Consider the following 16,800-nt stretch of genomic DNA (forward strand, 5'->3'; position numbering starts at 1 on the left):
AGCACTCAGCACTCAAAAAAAACTATGATTCCCTCAAAACGAACCTATTTACTATTAATACTAGGTATTGCGATCGCATTATTACTCGCTACTGTTTTTAATCAACAAATCAGTCTAATTAGTACTCTTGTCTTTGATGGCATTGTCCTTGGTTTAGCCTTATGGGATGGAAAACGGGTCAAACCTAACCGAGTGAAGGTAACCCGCACCCCTTTACAACGGTTATCGATTGGGCGAGATAATCTGATTGTGCTGTCAGTGGAATCTAGAAATCAGGTTGCTCGAATTCTGATTAAGGACTACTATCCATTAGAGTTTGCTGTTTCCACCCCAACCATCACTGCTACCCTTGACCGGAATAGTAACAAGGAACTAACCTATACGGTTCACCCAGCCAAACGAGGTCAGTTTCACTGGGGAGATATTCACGTGCGCCAGTTGAGTCCTTGGGGCTTGGTGTGGGACGATTGGAAAATCCCAGGGAGTCAGAACGTAGCAGTTTATCCAGACTTAGTTAGTTTGCGATCGCTTTCTATTCGCCTCACCCTGGAAAATACTGGTACCATGCGCCGTTCCCGAAGCTTGGGTAGTGGGACAGAATTTGCTGAACTGCGGGAGTATGGCATTGGTGATGACACTCGCCTGATTGATTGGAAAGCCACCGCTCGCCGCTCTCGCCCTTTAGTAAGGGTGCTGGAACCGGAAAAAGAGCAAACTTTAATTATATTACTAGACCGGGGACGGTTGATGACCGCACAGGTACTTCAACTGAAGCGGTTTGATTGGGGATTGAATAGTACTCTAGCCCTAGCATTAGCTGGGTTACATCGGGGCGATCGCGTTGGCGTGGGTGTCTTTGATCGAGACATAACTACCTGGATTCCACCAGAACGGGGTCAACATCAACTATCGAAACTCATAGAACGCCTCACTCCGATTCAGCCAGTGTTATTAGAACCAGACTATTTTGGTGCTGTTACAAAAGTCGTGAATCAGCAAACTCGTCGTGCTTTAGTCGTACTGATTACAGACATCGTGGATGTTACTGCTTCCGCTGAATTGCTAGCAGCCCTAGAACCCCTCACCCCTCGCTACTTACCTTTTTGTGTCACCCTTCGAGACCCCCTTGTTGACCAATTGGCGCACACTCCCCCTAATACGGCTCAGTTAGAGAAAATTGTCAGTCAAGACCAGCTTTGGCACAGCGGATACCAGGAGCAGGCGAAAAAAAGAATTAGTGTTGAGCTCAACCCTGACCGGGGGCAAGCCGCTTATACCCGTGCTGTCGCTCTGGATTTAATTGCCCAGCGCCAAGTTGCCTTTGCCCGGTTGAAGCAAAAAGGAGTTCTGGTCTTGGATGCACCAGCCAATCAGATTAGTCAGCAACTGGTTGAGAGCTACTTACGAGTCAAAGCTCGGAATCTACTTTGAAGTATCCTCAACTTTCCGGCGATTACAATATATAATCAAAAGGGTAAACAGTCCGATTCCAACCAAATACTTGAGAAATGATGGCACTAAGGGACTGGGAGATAAAAACCCTTCAATAATACCAGCAATAATCAACATCGGCACAATCCCAAACATCAACTGAGCCGCTTGGGAGCCATAAAATTTTAATGCATCTACCCGGCGATATTGGCCTGGAAACAGAATTGCTCTACCGATGAGTAAACCGGCTCCACCAGCAAAGAAGATAGCGGGTAATTCCAGGGAACCATGGGGAAACACAAATGCCCAGAAGGGATAAGCTAAGTTATTTTGACCCACTAAGGTCCCAATGGCACCGATCAGTATTCCGTTGAATGCCATGACATATAGGGTAAAGGCACCGCAGGTAATCCCACCAGCCACTGCCCGAAAGCATACCGATATATTGTTAATCATAATGCCACTGGAAGCTAAGGGTTTCATGCCCAAAATCGAACCCATCCACAATTCCTGGCGATCGCGTACTTGTTCAATTAAGTGTTCCGGAACCACCAGGGACATAAACACTGGATCTTGCCAAGCCAACCACCAGGAAATTAAGGCTCCGAGGAGAAACACTGCTGTTGCGATCGCAATATAACTCCACGTCTGTTGCACTACAGCAGGGAAACCCCAGCGACAAAACTCCCCTAAGCCTTGCCAGTCTTGACGGCGAGAACCTTGATAAATCTGGTTATAGCCCCGAGAGGTGAGTCGTTGTAAATCCTTGACCAGGGTATGGCCTACTTGGTTAGTTCTAGCACGGGCTAAATCCGCTGAGACGGAGCGATACAAACTAGCGAGTTCCTTGATTTGGGATGCTGGCAAGGACTTGATTCCTCGTTTCTCCACTTGTTGCAGGAGAGTATCCAACTGTTTCCAATTTGCTTCCCGCCGCCCAATCCAACGTTTAATATTCATAAAGTTTCCGTGTAATTTTCGTAAACCTCCCTTAAGATAGCGTTAAAACTTCTCTTGCCATCAATAGCCCCATCGACCCATGTCTTATGAGCCTAGTCCCAACCAATCTTTAGGACCACTCAGTATTGGTAATGTTGTTAATGTCGGTCTGCGGATCTACCGCGACCATTTTAAGTTATATTATCGTCTAGCTTTTATCGGTTATCTATGGCTATTAGTTCCCATATATGGCTGGGCTAAGTTTTGTGCCATGTTTGGGCTAATTTCACGTCTAGCGTTTAGGGAAATTATTGAACGTCCAGAAACAGTGAATGAGGCTCGTCGCCATGTCAATGCTCGGATGTGGAGTTTTCTCAGAGCAGGCATCCTAGTATCCTTGATAACGTTTGGAGTAGCAATCCTAGTATCCTTGATAATTTGGGTGGCAATAATGGTAATTATTGTTCTTCTTAGTATCTTGATCGGAGTCCTTGCTTCAATTTCTGGGAATAGCAGTACTATTTTAGATAGTCTCGATACTCTCCCTGAGAATAGTGTTGCTATGCTTATCATAGGATTTCTGGTTTTGAGTATTTTTATGATTGCTTTTTTCTTTGGATTTATCTGGTTTATATCTCGCTTGTTTATTTATGAAATAACGCTGGCTATAGAAAATTCTATCGGTGCTAGGGCAGCCATTGGTCGCAGCTGGAAATTAACTCAGGGATTTATATTACGTATTCAAGGGATAGTAGTTGTTGGCTTTTTAATATCACTACCCATTTCGATTGCTGTACAGATAGCTACATTCATCATACAAACTATTTTATCTCTTTTGTTTCCTCAAGAATCAGCAATTTTTATCTGGCTTTATTTAGTGCTAGTTTTTGGGTTGAGCTTTGCTAGTGGTGCGTTGTTGGTTCCCTTCTGGCAAGCGATTAAATCAGTGATATACTACGATATATGTAGTCGTAAAGAAGGCATAGATTTGCAGCTATGGGGAAGCTAACCTCAACATCGATTAATTTTTTTAATCGAGTCACTATACAAACCCCAGAAAGTGTTGAATTAGAATTAACCTTAGCAGGGATTGGCAGTCGAGCTTATGCCTTGCTAATTGATTATATTGTCTTAGGATTAATTTTATTAGTATTTCTAATTGCTTGGGGCTTTTTATCTTCCCAACTGCTGGACTTATTAGACTATTTTTTTGGTATTAATGATTTAAGGCTGTGGCTATTAGCAATTTATCTATTTATTACTTTCTCGATTTACGTGGGTTATTTCGTTTTGTTTGAAACCCTATGGCAGGGACAAACACCCGGTAAGCGCTATGGAAGAATTCGTGTCATTCGTGATGATGCTAGACCAGTGAGACTACAGCAAGCTACCCTACGTGCTTTGCTCAGACCTGTTGATGATTTATGGTTCCTGGGAGTATTTTTAATTATCTTTAGCAAGCGAGAGAAACGGTTGGGAGATTGGTTAGCAGGAACCTTGGTAGTCCAAGAAGAGCAGCCTATTGCTTCTGCTAGCTTCGAGATCTCCGATCAGGCTCAAGCCTTAGCCAATCAGCTCCAAACCCAGGCAGATTTCTCCTCCTTGCAGCCAGAAGACTTTGCTATGATTCGAGAGTATTTGCAGCGGCGCGAGGCAATGACATTTCAGGCAAAAGCGAAGTTAAGCCGACAACTGGCTGATCAGGTCAAAGACATGATTGCCTTGGAAAAGGTACCGTCAGTTGTCACGGCTAACTTGTTTCTGGAGGCTGTTTACCTTGCCTATCAGCAGTTATCATCCCAGGATTAGTGACCCACGCACCCTTGCTCCAGCTTGAACCATGGGTTGGTTATCTGGCAACAAAATACCCTATGTACTCAACAGTGAAAACGGATGATTCCCTAAAATCCGGTTTTTTACCAGATTTTAGGCTTGTAAGGCTAAATTAATGTCGCTACTATTGTACTTGAATACTTATACTAGCTTCTCATCCGGCTTTTGCCGTTAGTTGCTCATGGACATTCAGCTGATTAATATTGGTTTTGGTAACATTGTTTCAGCAAACCGAGTTGTAGCAATTGTTTCTCCAGAGTCTGCTCCTATCAAGCGGATCATTACTGAGGCAAAAGAGCGTGGATATCTCATTGATGCAACCTACGGGCGTCGCACCAGAGCGGTAATTGTGACCGATTCCAGCCATGTCATCCTCTCGGCAATTCAGCCAGAAACTGTTGCCCATCGCTTCGTTATCAATAAAGATAGTCACAATGGTAACCATTAAGCTTGAAGCTTAACTAGACTCAACATGGAAGCAGGGAGACTCATTGTATTGACTGGTCCTTCTGGTGTTGGTAAAGGAACCTTGCTGCGCCACCTCCTGAAGCGACACCCGGAACTTGATCTTTCGGTGTCAGCAACCACCAGGCAACCACGTCCTGGGGAGGTGCATGGGAAACACTATTACTTTGTCACTCGTGACCAGTTTGAAGAAATGATCATAGGGGATGAGCTTTTAGAGTGGGCTGAGTACGCTGGTAATTACTACGGTACACCTAGTTTGCCAGTCAAGCAGCTTCTTGAGAAGGGTAGGTCTGTTATTTTAGAAATAGAATTGGTTGGGGCAAGGAAAATCAACAAAACCTTTCCCTCTGCCCTGCGTATCTTTGTACTACCCCCCAGTCTAGATGAATTAGAGCAGCGGATTCGCTTGAGGGGTAAGGATAGTGAAGAAGTAATCGCCCAACGCCTTTCTATTGCCAAAGCCGAAATTGAAGCTGCTGATGAATTTGATGTGACAATTGTTAATCAAGATTTCAAACAAGCCCTACAAAAGTTGGAAGCAGCTATCATTCCATCTTAACACTAAGTATTACACAGAAAGGTAATTACACACACACAAAGGTAATATTATGTCTGGTAGCTTCGTTATAGACCCTGGTATCGATAACTGGTTGAGATATGTCAGCTTAGAATCCCCTGTGGATCAGCCTCCGGAGAGTTCAACTAGTAGAGATAACAAGTAGTAGAGATAACAAGCTACCGGATAATAGTTAAAACCCTGCTTAATACTTGCTGAATACTGGTCACTAATGACTAATGACAACATCTAACCAAGACACGGAAACCCCTAAGAGTACTCAAGCGCTACCTTCGCCCTGGCGCTGCCTTACGGGAGCATTGATTTCTGGAGGATTGACGAGCGCTATTTATTTTCTAACTGCCTCGATTGCTACCACCTTTGCTAATAAACCCCTCACGTCTAACTCTCAGACAGCACTCAAAATTGCGATCGCAGTTCGGACGCTGGTAGTGGGAGTCAGTACCCTAGCCACCTTTATCTTTGGTATTACTACCATTGGTTTGGTAGCTTTGGCAATTCAACAACTCTACCGAACGAAGTTCGGCACTCTACCGCCCAAGTGATGCTCGGAAGGTAAATTTAATTTTCTTACCCCTACTCCCTACTCCCTACTCCCTACTCCCTACTCCCTAAAACCCTGGACGAGGTACTTCACCCATTGAGAACTGCTATATTAACAATTCACCATCTGGGTTTGTAAACCATCAATATCAAACAACTCTGGGGAAAACTCTCCACAAACCGTGTAGACAATCGCACGCACTAGGGCTTCAGCCTTCAGTAGGGTTTCTTCAAATTCCAGCTGGGGATTCGATAACGCAATCAGAGCACCACCAATACCAATCGATACCTGATTGGGAGTAATCTCAGCAGTTCGGATCACAATGTTAAGGTCTGCAGCACCGTTGAGTGCAAGAAACCCGATCGCTCCGGAATAGATTCCCCTGGCCTGAAGTTCCAATCGATCAATAATCTCCATGGTTGAGATCTTAGGAGCACCAGTCATGGATCCTCCAGGAAATGTGGCACGGATACAGTCCCCCACCCGTACATCTGGACGCAAACGACCCCGAATTGTACTCACCAGTTGATGAACTGTGGCATAGGTTTCCACATCCATTAACTTAGGGACATGGACACTGCCAATTTCGCAAACCCTGCCCAAATCGTTCCTAAGTAAGTCTACAATCATTATGTTTTCACAACGGTTTTTTTCCTGAGTGCGTAACGCTTCGCACAACAGTCGGTCTTCTTCGTCTGTTTGGCCTCGTGCAGCAGTTCCTTTAATGGGTTTAGATTCTACCCAACCTGAGGAGTCAATTTTCAGGAATCGTTCTGGGGATGAACAAGCCACAGCTAGTTCGCCAAATCTTAGGAAGGCAGAGTAGGGTGCAGGATTGAGTTGGCGCAACCTTCGGTAAAATGCCAAGGGGTCAAGTTCGATATTGGCATAAATTTTGTTAGTCAAGCAAATTTCGTAGCTTTCTCCAGCTTTAATTTTATCCAGACTTTCTTGAATATCCTCCAGATATCTCTGGTAGGAACGACTCAATTGAAAGCTAACTTTTCGATGAGTATAGTCTAACTCAATGGGAGCCAGAGGAGGTAGAGTACAAAGCTGTTTTTCGATACCTTCAAACCAAGCATTTGTTTGCTCAGTTTCCCCTTTTTTAGTCAGACACAACAGATAGGTTACTTGCTCTTGATGGTCAAAAGCAATAATTCGGTCTGCTAAGAGAAACATCGCATCTGGAAATGGCGATTGATGGACGAGCTTTCCTCCACATTCTGCTTTTAGTTCGTAACCAAAGTAGCCAACAAAACCACAATTAAAGTCAAAGGGAAGTCCTTCTAAACAGTTGTATCGCCGCTCAAGTTCTCTGTGTAGATAGGAGAAGATACTTTCTCTACTATGTGTTGTTTGTTCCGAGCAGTTAATGGTAAGTTTTTGGTCAGTAATCGAGTATTGCACTAGCAGGCTGTTTGGTCCTGTACCATCTCCCATAAAAGAAAAACGAGATAGACCAGGTTCTATGCGAGAGCTGTCTAGCCAGAATGCTTTTGGTTGTGAGCCAAATAGATGAACAAACACTCGTTCCGAATCAGGGTATACCGTGAGCTTGCGACTATGAATATTAAAAATCATTCGATCAAACAGCCGTGAGGTCAGCATTCAGCCGTCAGCATTCAGCCGTCAGCCAAAGGCTCACGCTACGCGAACAGCCTAATGCTTAAAATAAACATCAAAAGGGAGAATTTAAAGGTGCGCTTTCCGCATCTAATTATTAAATTCGCCACGGGTCGCACCTAATAGTTCCAAATTTTACAGAATTGAAAGTCTGGGCAAAAGCCCATATAAGCATATGCGCTACGCGCACGCTACTTGAGGTGCAGTCAGTGGTCAGCGGTCAGTGGTCAGCTTATTTTATTCAAAAGCACGGATTGCGCTACGCGCACGCTGCGCGAACAGTAACCTGGCCAATAACTGATAGCTGATAGCACCTCAAGTAGCACCATCTGTAGCGCTAATCGCTGATAACTGATACGCGACACGCTAATAGCTGATACGCGACACGCTAATAGCTGATAGCTGATACGCGACACGCTGATAGCTTACGCCGTGACAGCTATAGCTGCTCTACCTCCTTTAGAATATCGTTAATCTCCTGCCGGAGACTTTGTAAATTATCCTCCAATGATTGACTGGCAGCGAGTTTATGCTCAATTTCCCCCAGTCTCGGCTTCAGAGAATCAGTGAACTGCTTGAGGCTGTTTACCAATTCTTGCTGCAAACCTTGTTTTAGCTTATCGGTATAGTTATTCTGCAACTCACGCAAGGTTTCATCAAGCTGTTGGGTTGCCTTATCACGCTGCTTAGGAACTGCATTGAAGCTAAACATGGTCAACATCAGAGCTAGTACAAAAGCTGACAGATCAAATAGTGCAGCGGTGGCTACTACATGTCCCCCAATTCCTGTTGCTGCGGCAGCAGTGCCCAAGGTCAAAAAGTTGTTGAGTCCCTTTTCTGAAGCTACCTTAAGATTTTCAGAGATAGCAGTGGTATCAATTTTATCACTATTAACTTCCGGAACCTGAAATGAGTCCTCTGAGAGGGTTGCTGCTACTTGTAAATCTTCCCTAGCTTCACGAATAATTTGTTCTCGATATTTGAGAAGGGTTGATGCTGCTTCCTTAACAATGTCCTCCATTTGTTGCTCAAGTTTTACCTCCTTGATCGCCCTAGCTACTTTTTCTTCCAGGAGATCGTCTTCCCTAATAATACGCTTTTTCAATAGGCTAATGAAGGCGAAATTATCCTGGATTACTTTATGTAATTGTTGAATTAGATTGGTAAACAGGTCACGAATTTTTTCTCTAAAGACACCAAAAATCAGGTCATATTGCTCAATTCGCTCATCGATTCGCAACAGAGATCGGTCAAATATCGTTTTTTCGGCAATAACTTTCGCCCGTGCGTCATGGTTCTTTTTCTCTAACTGCTCTAGGTAAACTAACAAAGAATTCTGAGGACCCTGAAGTTTTAGCCGTATTTTTTCAGCTTCTACCAGAAACTCTAGTAAGAAGTCTCGTAGGGTGTCGATGTTTTTGCCAGTGCGTGTTGATACTGTAAATAAGGGTGGTACTTCTGTAAAGACATCACGAAGTCCATCTTTGACGTGTGAGATAATCTGTTCACTCTCTTGTGGGGTGATCAGATCCACTTTATTAATAATAACGATTACTTTACGTACCCAGATCTTACTGACTAACGAGAGAAAGTCCAGCTCTGATTTAGTCAGAGGTCGTTCCACTGAGGTGACAAACAGGATGATATCAGCATGCTGTAGATAATTCTCTGTAAGTTCTTGGTGACGTTCAATGATAGAGTTTGTGCCTGGGCTATCAATAAAGACAATGCCATCAAACCCCTCTGGGTAATAGGGTTGAATCGAGTTTGTGGTCGGAAGTATGCCCACAGCAGCTAGCTCGTCATTACTCAACCGATTCAGCACACTGGATTTTCCGGCATTAAATTCTCCACAGACAAAGATCGAGAAGGGATTTTCCAGTTGCTGCTTGAGGGCATCAAGATCAGGGCAAGAGACATCGAAAAGCAGCTCTGCTTCGACAAAGAGTAGTTTTACACCTTTGATGGTGTTGAGGCTGCGGTTAAACAGATGCTCTTGTTGAACAGGAAGGGTGACCACGTTACTATGAGCGAAATGAGCGAACAGATCTCATTATATTACCAAGTATTAGCAAGATACAGAAGCATAAATCCAAAGCGTACGCTAGTCAATCATCGGCCCCGCTTCACCTTAAGGTAAGTTTCTTGACTGGCGGGATAGATCACCCTCACTTCCGTGATCAGTTTAGCGGTGAAGTCACCAAGCTCGATTAACCAACCATTAACACTTAAAAGTCTGGCTTGCTAGATTAGAAATTGACAGGCTTGACAGCCTGACACTTCTACTATCTCAGCTCTCACTGGCTTCCCAACGCTCCAAATAACTATGAAACTCCCAAAAGACCGTATCCCTGAAGACCAAGCCCACCAAGTATTTGCCCTAGCGGCTCAACTCTATGCTCAGCACAACCAAAGCTATTCTGTAAAGGAGTTGATTGAAGCAGGTAAAGAGGCACAAATTCCGCCAGAATTTATGGAAAAAGCCCTTGCTGAGATTAAAAAGCGAACGCATTCTCAATCCCTACTCTCCAAACATCATAGTCATAGATCTGGTCTGATGTTGATTGGTATGGGTACAGTCTTACTCGCTCTTGCGAGTATAGGATGGTTAGCTAATTTTCTAGAACCTAGACTAGTGGCAGAAGCGGAGCCATTGGAAACTAGAGCAGTGGCAGAAGCGGAGCCAATACAGGTAAGTGTACCTCAAGACCAATCCACAGCGTTTGGGGATAATCTAGGGTCAGGACATATTAACAAGTGTACACCCCTGATCGATAAATACCTGAGCGGTGCTAATCTCAGTGGGGCAGATTGTACGAATGTGGACTTGTCAGGAGCAGATTTGACTAATGCTAACCTGACTGGTGCTAACTTCAGCGGTGCTGATTTAAGTCAGGCTAACTTAAGCAATGCCAATCTCACTGGTGCCGATTTTGCTGGAGCAGATTTAGCTAATGCGGATTTAAGCGGTGCTAACCTGACTGGTGCCAATTTAAGTAATACAGATTTAAAAGGATCTAACTTGAGTGGTGCCAATCTCAATGGTACCGATCTGGCCAGGGCAGACTTAGAAAGGTCTGATCTCAGGGATGCTATGACCAATGGTGCTAATTTCGATAACACTAATCTAAATCAGGCAACTATGCCCAACGGTACAATAAACCAGTAAAAAACCTACTTATCAGTGTTCTTTGCGTCTTCGTTGACTAGGTCAGCACCGGACAAAGGGGACGCACTGGACGCAGGAAGTTTTGAATATGGGCAATTCAAAGATATTCAAAGAAATTGAAAACTGATATAGTATGATAGAATAAGAAACTAGTGGCGGCATAGCCAAGTGGTAAGGCAGGGGCCTGCAAAGCCTTTATCCCCAGTTCGAATCTGGGTGCCGCCTTGTTGAAATGGGTAAGACCGGGAAAATCCCGAAGATCGCGAAGATCTTAAAGTCCAGCTGCAGGGGAACGCTCCTGTCACTAATCAACTTCCTCTGCCAACAGAAGGTCAGTGTCAAGAGTTGACAAATCCTGGACTTTAGATTGAAATTGATCACAGATTGCCAAGGGATCAACCCTCCGCTCAAACAAAGGACTATCAGGAGACTCACAAAATCTACCACTGAAAAACTGACACACGGCACAGCAATCCTTTCCACTCTTAAGCCCTGCTTCAATTTCTTCTTCCTGAATTATCATTTCCGGTTGCATGGGAGCAAGCTTGAGATTCACACCATCCCATCGCGCTTTGATAATGCCGCTGATACTCAAGGTCTGCCATCGAGGGTCTTTTTCCACCACCTCTTCGGGAACTCGCAACCAAGCATCGGTCCCAAAAGTCTCTACCATAACGTCAAACTCTTGGGGTTGCTGAATCTTAGCAATCTGCTGTCGGGAAAGCTGTTCCGGTGCTACTCCTAATTCAATTTTATCCCCGACAGCAGGAATATGGATATAGAACAAGGACTGATTGTCTCCAGACCGGGCTACTTGGTGTAAGGCTTCTAATTCTCCGTGAATTAAGACTAGGTGCTTGGGCTTTACCTTGTTGATTACTTGTCCGAGTCCTACTTTATCTGTATGGGCAGAGAGGTTAAACCGTTTGATTTGAGCTTTGACGGTAATTGGTTTCCCATCTAGTTCAATAGTGTCGCCAGTTTTGAGACTTTGCAGGAGGCGGCCAGGGGATTCCTCATCAGTGTAGCCAGAAATAAAGATGGCAGCATTCTCTCGCTCTAGCAGTACTGAGGCATAATAGACTGAAGGTCCACCGGTGAGCATACCTGAACTGGCCACAATTACACTGGGTTTTGCGATCGCAATCGGACGTTCCCGAAAGTGTTCGATAGAAATAATCGGGGGTATACTGGTTTTATCAAAGAATGGTTCCTGGCCGTTAATCTTAACTAAGTTTTGAACTGGAATAGGCAATAAGTCCAGGTTTTCTCGAAATACCTCTGTGACTGCTCTGACCAATCCATCCACAAAGATGGGAACTGTTAATTTATTAAATAGCTTGGAGGTGCGGATGGCTAACAAGATTTCCTGAGCTCTACCCAAAGCAAAAGAGGGAATCAAGACATTGCCCCCAGCTTGCACTACTTCAGCAATGGATTCCATCAATGCAGTTTCTTGATTTCTTCTAGCGGGGTGGACAGAGGAACCATAGGTAGACTCAGTAATTAAAATATCCGCTTCAGGAAGCTCAGCTAAATTCAATCCGTTAGTGCTGCGACTATTGGTAGTGTGGAAGTCTCCGGTGTAGAGTAAAGACATATCCTTATAGCGCAGATAGATACAAGCCGCACCTAAGATATGCCCGGCATTGATGAACCTTACCATTAGTCCCGGTAAGGGCTCAAAGTCTTTGCCTACTGGTTGAGTTTCCAATTGAAACAAGGTTTGTTCTAAATCCGTCTCATCAAATAACTCGGGAGAGTCTTCATTCAGTTGCTGTATCTTAAGTCCATCCCTGAGCATGACATGGGCAATTTCCCTGGTGCCATGAGTGGAAATCATCCGCGCACCAGGGTAGCGGCTGTGAAAGACGGGGACAGCACCAAGGTGGTCTTGATGGCTATGGGAGATCAGGAGCAGGTTAGGATTATCCAGATAGTCCAAGGCTGGCAAAGGGTCGTAGCCTTTGGGTCGAGTTCCACAGTCTAAAACTACTTCATACGGACCAATCAGAATTTGGAAACAACTGGCACCAATGCTTCTAGCTGCTCCTAAAGGAGTAACAATTAAACGATCATAGGATTGAGAATCAACACTTGGAGATGGGATATCCGGAAACTGGTAATAATATACGTGGATATAGTTTCCCTTCAAACTCACTCGTGCTTGTTGCTGGGTTGAAGGGGAGAACGCTTCCCATTCCCATCTTGTTCGACCTCGCTGTTTAGGCAAGTCTAATTGCCAATCTTTGACACCGGTTTTCTGTTTCAACGTGGCTAAGACTCTATCAATGGTTTCCGTCGGGGGAGCAGCTAGTGTGGATTTGGAGGGATAATGGTCATCTGATAGCCTGGTCAGAGCCTGCTGTAACAAGGTTGTTTGGGTTTGTTGAAATGTTGACTCATGTTTATACTTCCTAGACTCGACCGGTTTGTGGCTGCGGTTTTTCTTCGAAGCTGCGCGGCTATTGGAATTGTGCTCTACTTGGGGTAAAGCTCGATGTAAAATCAGGGTATCCCGTTGGCGCTTAGCAACTACTTCCCACAGTTCCCCAATTTTCATGTGCTTGCTAGAGCCCAAGACACTGATCTTCAGGGTTTTCTGTCCTGGTCTGGAAACTTTTAGTTGTACAAACTGTCCTCGTTTTCCTAACTGCACTACTCTGCCAGCGATTAACCATTGCTCTTCCTGGACTGTCTCAGTCATGGCTTCTAGGTAGAGAGAGCCTATTACACCATCTGAGCTAGTATTGGGGGCGACTTGCCAGGAATGGATTCCAGTAGGAATATCATCAGTGGGCAAGGTTTTGATTTTGAATCGAAGGCCATCCTGACTGAGGAGATAGTTTACCTGAGCTACTGACTCGATGTTTCCAGTTAAGGTGCATTGGATGGTATTGGTCATCGCTGTAGTGGCATTAGAAGTGGGCTGTGTGACTATTCCTACATCAAATCAAAGATTATGATGTAGGCTTCTCAGATTTACAAATGAGACTTGCTGATCCTCGATATCTTGTATCGATTTACCACAGCCATTCAGCGGCAGTCCAACCGCCATTAACGCACGATTCAAAATGTTGATACCACTGTTCCAGTCACGGTCAATCGAAACACCACAACTGGAACAATGATGAACGCGCTCACTTAAACTTTTCAAGGGCCCTAGATCCACAATTGAAGCACTCAATACTTGTCCGACGGGGGTCAACTTTCTGGAGTAACAAACCGCGTTTGACCGCTACTGCTTGTAAAATTTCCAGAAATGCCCCCCACGCCGCATCATGTATTGATTTGGCCAGTTTTGTTCTGGCAAGTCCTTTGATGTTTAAATCTTCATGAGCAATCAGGTCGTAATTACTACATAACCAATGAGCAACTTGATAATGAAATTCCTTTCGGCAACGGGTTAAATGAAGGTGCAATAAAGCCACTTGATTCTTAGCTTTTTCCCAGTTTTTAGAACCCTTAACACGACGGGACATAACCCGTTGGGCTTTTGCTAACTTGTCTTGAGCCTTTCGGTAAAACTGAGGAATTGCAATAGCCTCAGCATCTGATGTGGTTAAAAATTTTTCTAAACCCACATCAATACCAACAGACGATTTAACTGAATCTACAGGAATAAACTCAGGGACAGTATCATCTTTCATTGAAATGCAACAATACCAACCGTCTGCTTTTTTAACGATAGTGCATTGTTTGAGAGTGAAACCGTCGGGTATGGGTCTGTGCATTACCACAGGTATCTCACCAATCCGACTCAGCTCAAGCACTCCATCTTTTAGATGTGCTCCCGCTCTGGAATTGTTAACCCGTGGGAATACAAAAGATCGCAAGTCACCAGTTTTCTTAAACCGTGGTCGTCCCCCTCGTTGACCATTAACATCAGGTTTTCGCCATCTATCCCATGCTTTATTAAGCCGTTGTAGGTTAACCTGCTGAGTTTCTGTGTAGATTTGTTTGTACTCAGGGAACCACCGCTTAGTTTCTTTAAGGGCGGCTTGCTGGGTGTAGTAGTTGACAGGTTCCGGAATTTCACCAATCGGCTCACTCACAAGACTGCAACGGTCAATCGGGGTTCTAGTCCGCTTGAGCCAGTCAAGCCGTTGCCCTAGAGCATAGTTCCAGTGACGACGCAACAATTCAAGCCATCTCTCCATGATGGCTATCTGTTCGTCACTAGGCTTGATTCGATAGCAGTAAGTTAACAGCATAATTTGATTGTACTACTTGGGATCTGTTGAGAACCAAGATACCCCGTCAGGCAATTCCCCTCCCGCGCTTATCAAAGATTATAACGGGAGACCCCTTGCCCGTTTAGTTGGGAATTTTTTGGATTAGTTGCCACTTTAATGGTAGACAAGAGAATGGGAAATGATACCAAATTACTTGGGTAGTTACTGATAATCCTGTATTCTACCAGAGCCGGTAGAGTATAGCAGATATCCCACTAACTGATTAGGCTCAAAGGCTCGCGACTGAGGTTCAGAGGATAAACCGACCCAACAGTTGTTCAAAGAATGCCTCGTCGTGCTTTAGGGATGGTCGCCCGATCACCCCAAAGGGATGCTCCTTCAGAGCCCCTACGGGAACGCAATAAAAGTGCGATGCGGGCAAAGCCCGACGCTTGCGCGTTCGCTATATCGCCATATCGCAATAATAGTAAGCCTAACTCTGGAATACATTGCCAATACTATCGGACAGTACTCTATATCAAATCCGTTTAATTGTCCATAATAAAAATGCGGATATTGTTAATCATCACTAATCCTCCAGACGTGATATAAAAATTTGATACTGATTACCTTTGATTTGGTGAGCAGGATACTTTATGATTAGACTATTATTTATTTGGAGCAGAATAGTAGGTTATAGCTTAGCTAAACTCTACTAAGCTATCAGCTAATCAGCTATTCATGATGAGTGTAAGATAACAGACCAAAAAGACCCAAGTAACATCAGAATCAACCACGATCAAAAAACTGTATAGACGTTATATATCACGTCGTCTATACTATCCTAGGTTGATCAACCCAATGATTGCCTTATATTAGCTATCATAGGATAGCTAAATACTTAAAAATTACGGTATTTTGAGTCAGGAGCGAACACCAAACCATGAAAGCGATTGTAACAGAAGACAATAGAGAGCAAACATCAGAATTACTACCAATAATATTATTGGTAATTGCCTTACTTGCTTTATCTATAACAGCCATCTTAATCAGGTTTTCTCTTCAAGAAATAAGTGCTAATGCCACAGTATTCAATCGTCTTTGGATAGCTACTCTAGTCTTTGGTTTGTGGAATGGAATAAACCAAGTACGCACTCAAACATCGAATCAGAAATATGACGAACAGTCAGGTTATAAAATTAGCGATATCCTACTTTTGGTAGGCGTAGCGATATCTCATCTGGGTGGTCGATTTCTATGGACTTGGTCTTTAACTAAGACTAGCGTTGCTAATGGTAACGTACTAGGAGCTTTAACACCATTTTTCGCTACTCTAGGAGGATGGTTATTATTTAAGCAGCGTTTTGACCGTAGATTCCTCATTGGTTTGGCACTTGCCTTGTTAGGGGCAACTACTCTACAAATAGAGGATTTTCTAAAATCGTCCAATAATTTTATCGGTGATACTGCGGCCTTAGCATCTTCTGTATTTTATGCAGTAAACTTTTTACTATTAGAACAACTGCGAACCAAGTTTTCTGTAGAAGGAATACTGATTTGGCGCTGTGCTTTGGGAACACTTTTTATGATCCCAGTGGTTCTGATATTCAGCGATCAAATTTTTCCGATTTCTTGGTCAGGATGGTTAGCAGTGATTTCCCTAGCTGTTATCTGCGAAGCTGTGGGACATGGTTTAGTAGTATACAGCCTCAAGCACTTTTCTTCAGGCTTTGTTTCCTTAGTCCTGCTTCTCGATCCAGTAGTTGCTGCTATTCTGGCCTGGATTCTATTTTCAGAAAGCTTAAGTATTCTTAACTTACTAGGTTTTGCTGTGATTATGGAGGGGATTTATCTAGCAAAAACTGGCAAAGGTGCTGATAAGCCAACTATTAAGGAAGAAAACACCTAATACCATTTACCGTTATGGATTATACTACTATTGAGTCGGTAATTGGGTTAGTCCGTAATTGGTAGTTGTAATAGCAGTTCTCACCAGATTGAGAACTGCTATTACAAGTTTTACTCGATGACTGCGCTA

At 43.9% G+C, this 16,800-nt stretch carries 12 protein-coding genes, 1 tRNA gene and 1 pseudogene; 9 read left to right on the forward strand and 5 right to left on the reverse strand.

The window, feature by feature from the left end; all coding sequences use genetic code 11:
* The first annotated feature begins 24 nt into the window (after positions 1–24).
* Positions 25–1,431: a DUF58 domain-containing protein gene (locus tag F6J90_RS06010; protein ID WP_293091547.1), complete on the forward strand. Its 1,407-nt coding sequence runs from the start codon at positions 25–27 to the stop codon at positions 1,429–1,431.
* Here F6J90_RS06010 and F6J90_RS06015 read toward each other — a convergent pair.
* The gene (locus F6J90_RS06015; protein WP_293091548.1) at positions 1,423–2,391 is read right to left on the reverse strand and encodes a stage II sporulation protein M; all 969 of its coding nucleotides are present in this window, start codon (positions 2,389–2,391) and stop codon (positions 1,423–1,425) included. The genes F6J90_RS06010 and F6J90_RS06015 overlap by 9 nt on opposite strands.
* 79 nt (positions 2,392–2,470) lie before the next feature.
* On the opposite strand from F6J90_RS06015, the gene F6J90_RS06020 reads away from it, so the two are divergent.
* From F6J90_RS06020 to F6J90_RS06040, 5 genes are all read left to right on the forward strand, one after another.
* Complete coding sequence (locus tag F6J90_RS06020) at positions 2,471–3,379, forward strand: DUF975 domain-containing protein (protein ID WP_293091549.1); 909 nt, start codon at positions 2,471–2,473, stop codon at positions 3,377–3,379.
* Complete coding sequence (locus F6J90_RS06025; RefSeq protein WP_293091550.1) at positions 3,367–4,179, forward strand: RDD family protein; 813 nt, start codon at positions 3,367–3,369, stop codon at positions 4,177–4,179. Before F6J90_RS06020 ends, F6J90_RS06025 begins: the two co-directional genes overlap by 13 nt.
* Before the next feature lie 205 nt (positions 4,180–4,384).
* On the forward strand, positions 4,385–4,651 hold the full coding sequence (remA, locus tag F6J90_RS06030; RefSeq protein ID WP_008191366.1) for an extracellular matrix/biofilm regulator RemA: 267 nt from the start codon (positions 4,385–4,387) through the stop codon (positions 4,649–4,651).
* 24 nt (positions 4,652–4,675) lie between these two features.
* The gene (gene gmk, locus F6J90_RS06035; protein WP_293091551.1) at positions 4,676–5,230 is read left to right on the forward strand and encodes a guanylate kinase; all 555 of its coding nucleotides are present in this window, start codon (positions 4,676–4,678) and stop codon (positions 5,228–5,230) included.
* A gap of 236 nt (positions 5,231–5,466) precedes the next feature.
* Positions 5,467–5,793, forward strand: coding sequence for a DUF3082 domain-containing protein (locus tag F6J90_RS06040; protein WP_293091552.1), 327 nt, complete (start codon positions 5,467–5,469; stop codon positions 5,791–5,793).
* Between the two features lie 110 nt (positions 5,794–5,903).
* Here F6J90_RS06040 and pabB read toward each other — a convergent pair whose 3' ends face one another.
* Together pabB and F6J90_RS06050 are read right to left on the reverse strand one after the other, a co-directional pair.
* Positions 5,904–7,376: an aminodeoxychorismate synthase component I gene (pabB, locus tag F6J90_RS06045; RefSeq protein ID WP_293091553.1), complete on the reverse strand. Its 1,473-nt coding sequence runs from the start codon at positions 7,374–7,376 to the stop codon at positions 5,904–5,906.
* 481 nt (positions 7,377–7,857) lie between these two features.
* Positions 7,858–9,438 carry a dynamin family protein gene (locus F6J90_RS06050; protein ID WP_293091554.1) on the reverse strand — a complete coding sequence of 527 codons (1,581 nt, stop codon included), beginning with the start codon at positions 9,436–9,438 and terminating at the stop codon, positions 7,858–7,860.
* Between the two features lie 306 nt (positions 9,439–9,744).
* Between F6J90_RS06050 and F6J90_RS06055 the strand changes: the two genes are divergently transcribed.
* Positions 9,745–10,587, forward strand: a complete 843-nt coding sequence (locus F6J90_RS06055) for a pentapeptide repeat-containing protein (RefSeq protein WP_293091555.1) — start codon at positions 9,745–9,747, stop codon at positions 10,585–10,587.
* Positions 10,588–10,741: 154 nt separating this feature from the next.
* Positions 10,742–10,812, forward strand: a tRNA-Cys gene (locus tag F6J90_RS06060).
* A 79-nt stretch (positions 10,813–10,891) separates the two neighbouring features.
* Here F6J90_RS06060 and F6J90_RS06065 read toward each other — a convergent pair.
* A complete protein-coding gene (locus F6J90_RS06065) occupies positions 10,892–13,492 on the reverse strand; it encodes an MBL fold metallo-hydrolase (RefSeq protein ID WP_293091556.1) in 2,601 nt (866 codons plus the stop codon).
* 48 nt (positions 13,493–13,540) lie between these two features.
* A pseudogene (locus F6J90_RS06070) lies at positions 13,541–14,801 on the reverse strand (transposase).
* Positions 14,802–15,705: 904 nt separating this feature from the next.
* Between F6J90_RS06070 and F6J90_RS06075 the strand changes: the two are divergent.
* Complete coding sequence (locus F6J90_RS06075) at positions 15,706–16,671, forward strand: DMT family transporter (RefSeq protein ID WP_293091557.1); 966 nt, start codon at positions 15,706–15,708, stop codon at positions 16,669–16,671.
* Positions 16,672–16,800 lie beyond the last annotated feature (129 nt).

The organism is Moorena sp. SIOASIH (genome assembly GCF_010671925.1).
Classification (GTDB): Bacteria; Cyanobacteriota; Cyanobacteriia; order Cyanobacteriales; family Coleofasciculaceae; genus Moorena.

Excerpts from the sequence above, each read along its gene's own strand:
- F6J90_RS06010 (WP_293091547.1), top strand. The coding sequence starts at position 25 with ATGATTCCCTCAAAACGAACCTATTTACTATTAATACTAGGTATTGCG.
- F6J90_RS06015 (WP_293091548.1), bottom strand. The coding sequence starts at position 2,391 with ATGAATATTAAACGTTGGATTGGGCGGCGGGAAGCAAATTGGAAACAG.
- F6J90_RS06020 (WP_293091549.1), top strand. The coding sequence starts at position 2,471 with ATGTCTTATGAGCCTAGTCCCAACCAATCTTTAGGACCACTCAGTATT.
- F6J90_RS06025 (WP_293091550.1), top strand. The coding sequence starts at position 3,367 with ATGGGGAAGCTAACCTCAACATCGATTAATTTTTTTAATCGAGTCACT.
- remA (WP_008191366.1), top strand. The coding sequence starts at position 4,385 with ATGGACATTCAGCTGATTAATATTGGTTTTGGTAACATTGTTTCAGCA.
- gmk (WP_293091551.1), top strand. The coding sequence starts at position 4,676 with ATGGAAGCAGGGAGACTCATTGTATTGACTGGTCCTTCTGGTGTTGGT.
- F6J90_RS06040 (WP_293091552.1), top strand. The coding sequence starts at position 5,467 with ATGACAACATCTAACCAAGACACGGAAACCCCTAAGAGTACTCAAGCG.
- pabB (WP_293091553.1), bottom strand. The coding sequence starts at position 7,376 with ATGATTTTTAATATTCATAGTCGCAAGCTCACGGTATACCCTGATTCG.
- F6J90_RS06055 (WP_293091555.1), top strand. The coding sequence starts at position 9,745 with ATGAAACTCCCAAAAGACCGTATCCCTGAAGACCAAGCCCACCAAGTA.
- F6J90_RS06065 (WP_293091556.1), bottom strand. The coding sequence starts at position 13,492 with ATGACCAATACCATCCAATGCACCTTAACTGGAAACATCGAGTCAGTA.
- F6J90_RS06075 (WP_293091557.1), top strand. The coding sequence starts at position 15,706 with ATGAAAGCGATTGTAACAGAAGACAATAGAGAGCAAACATCAGAATTA.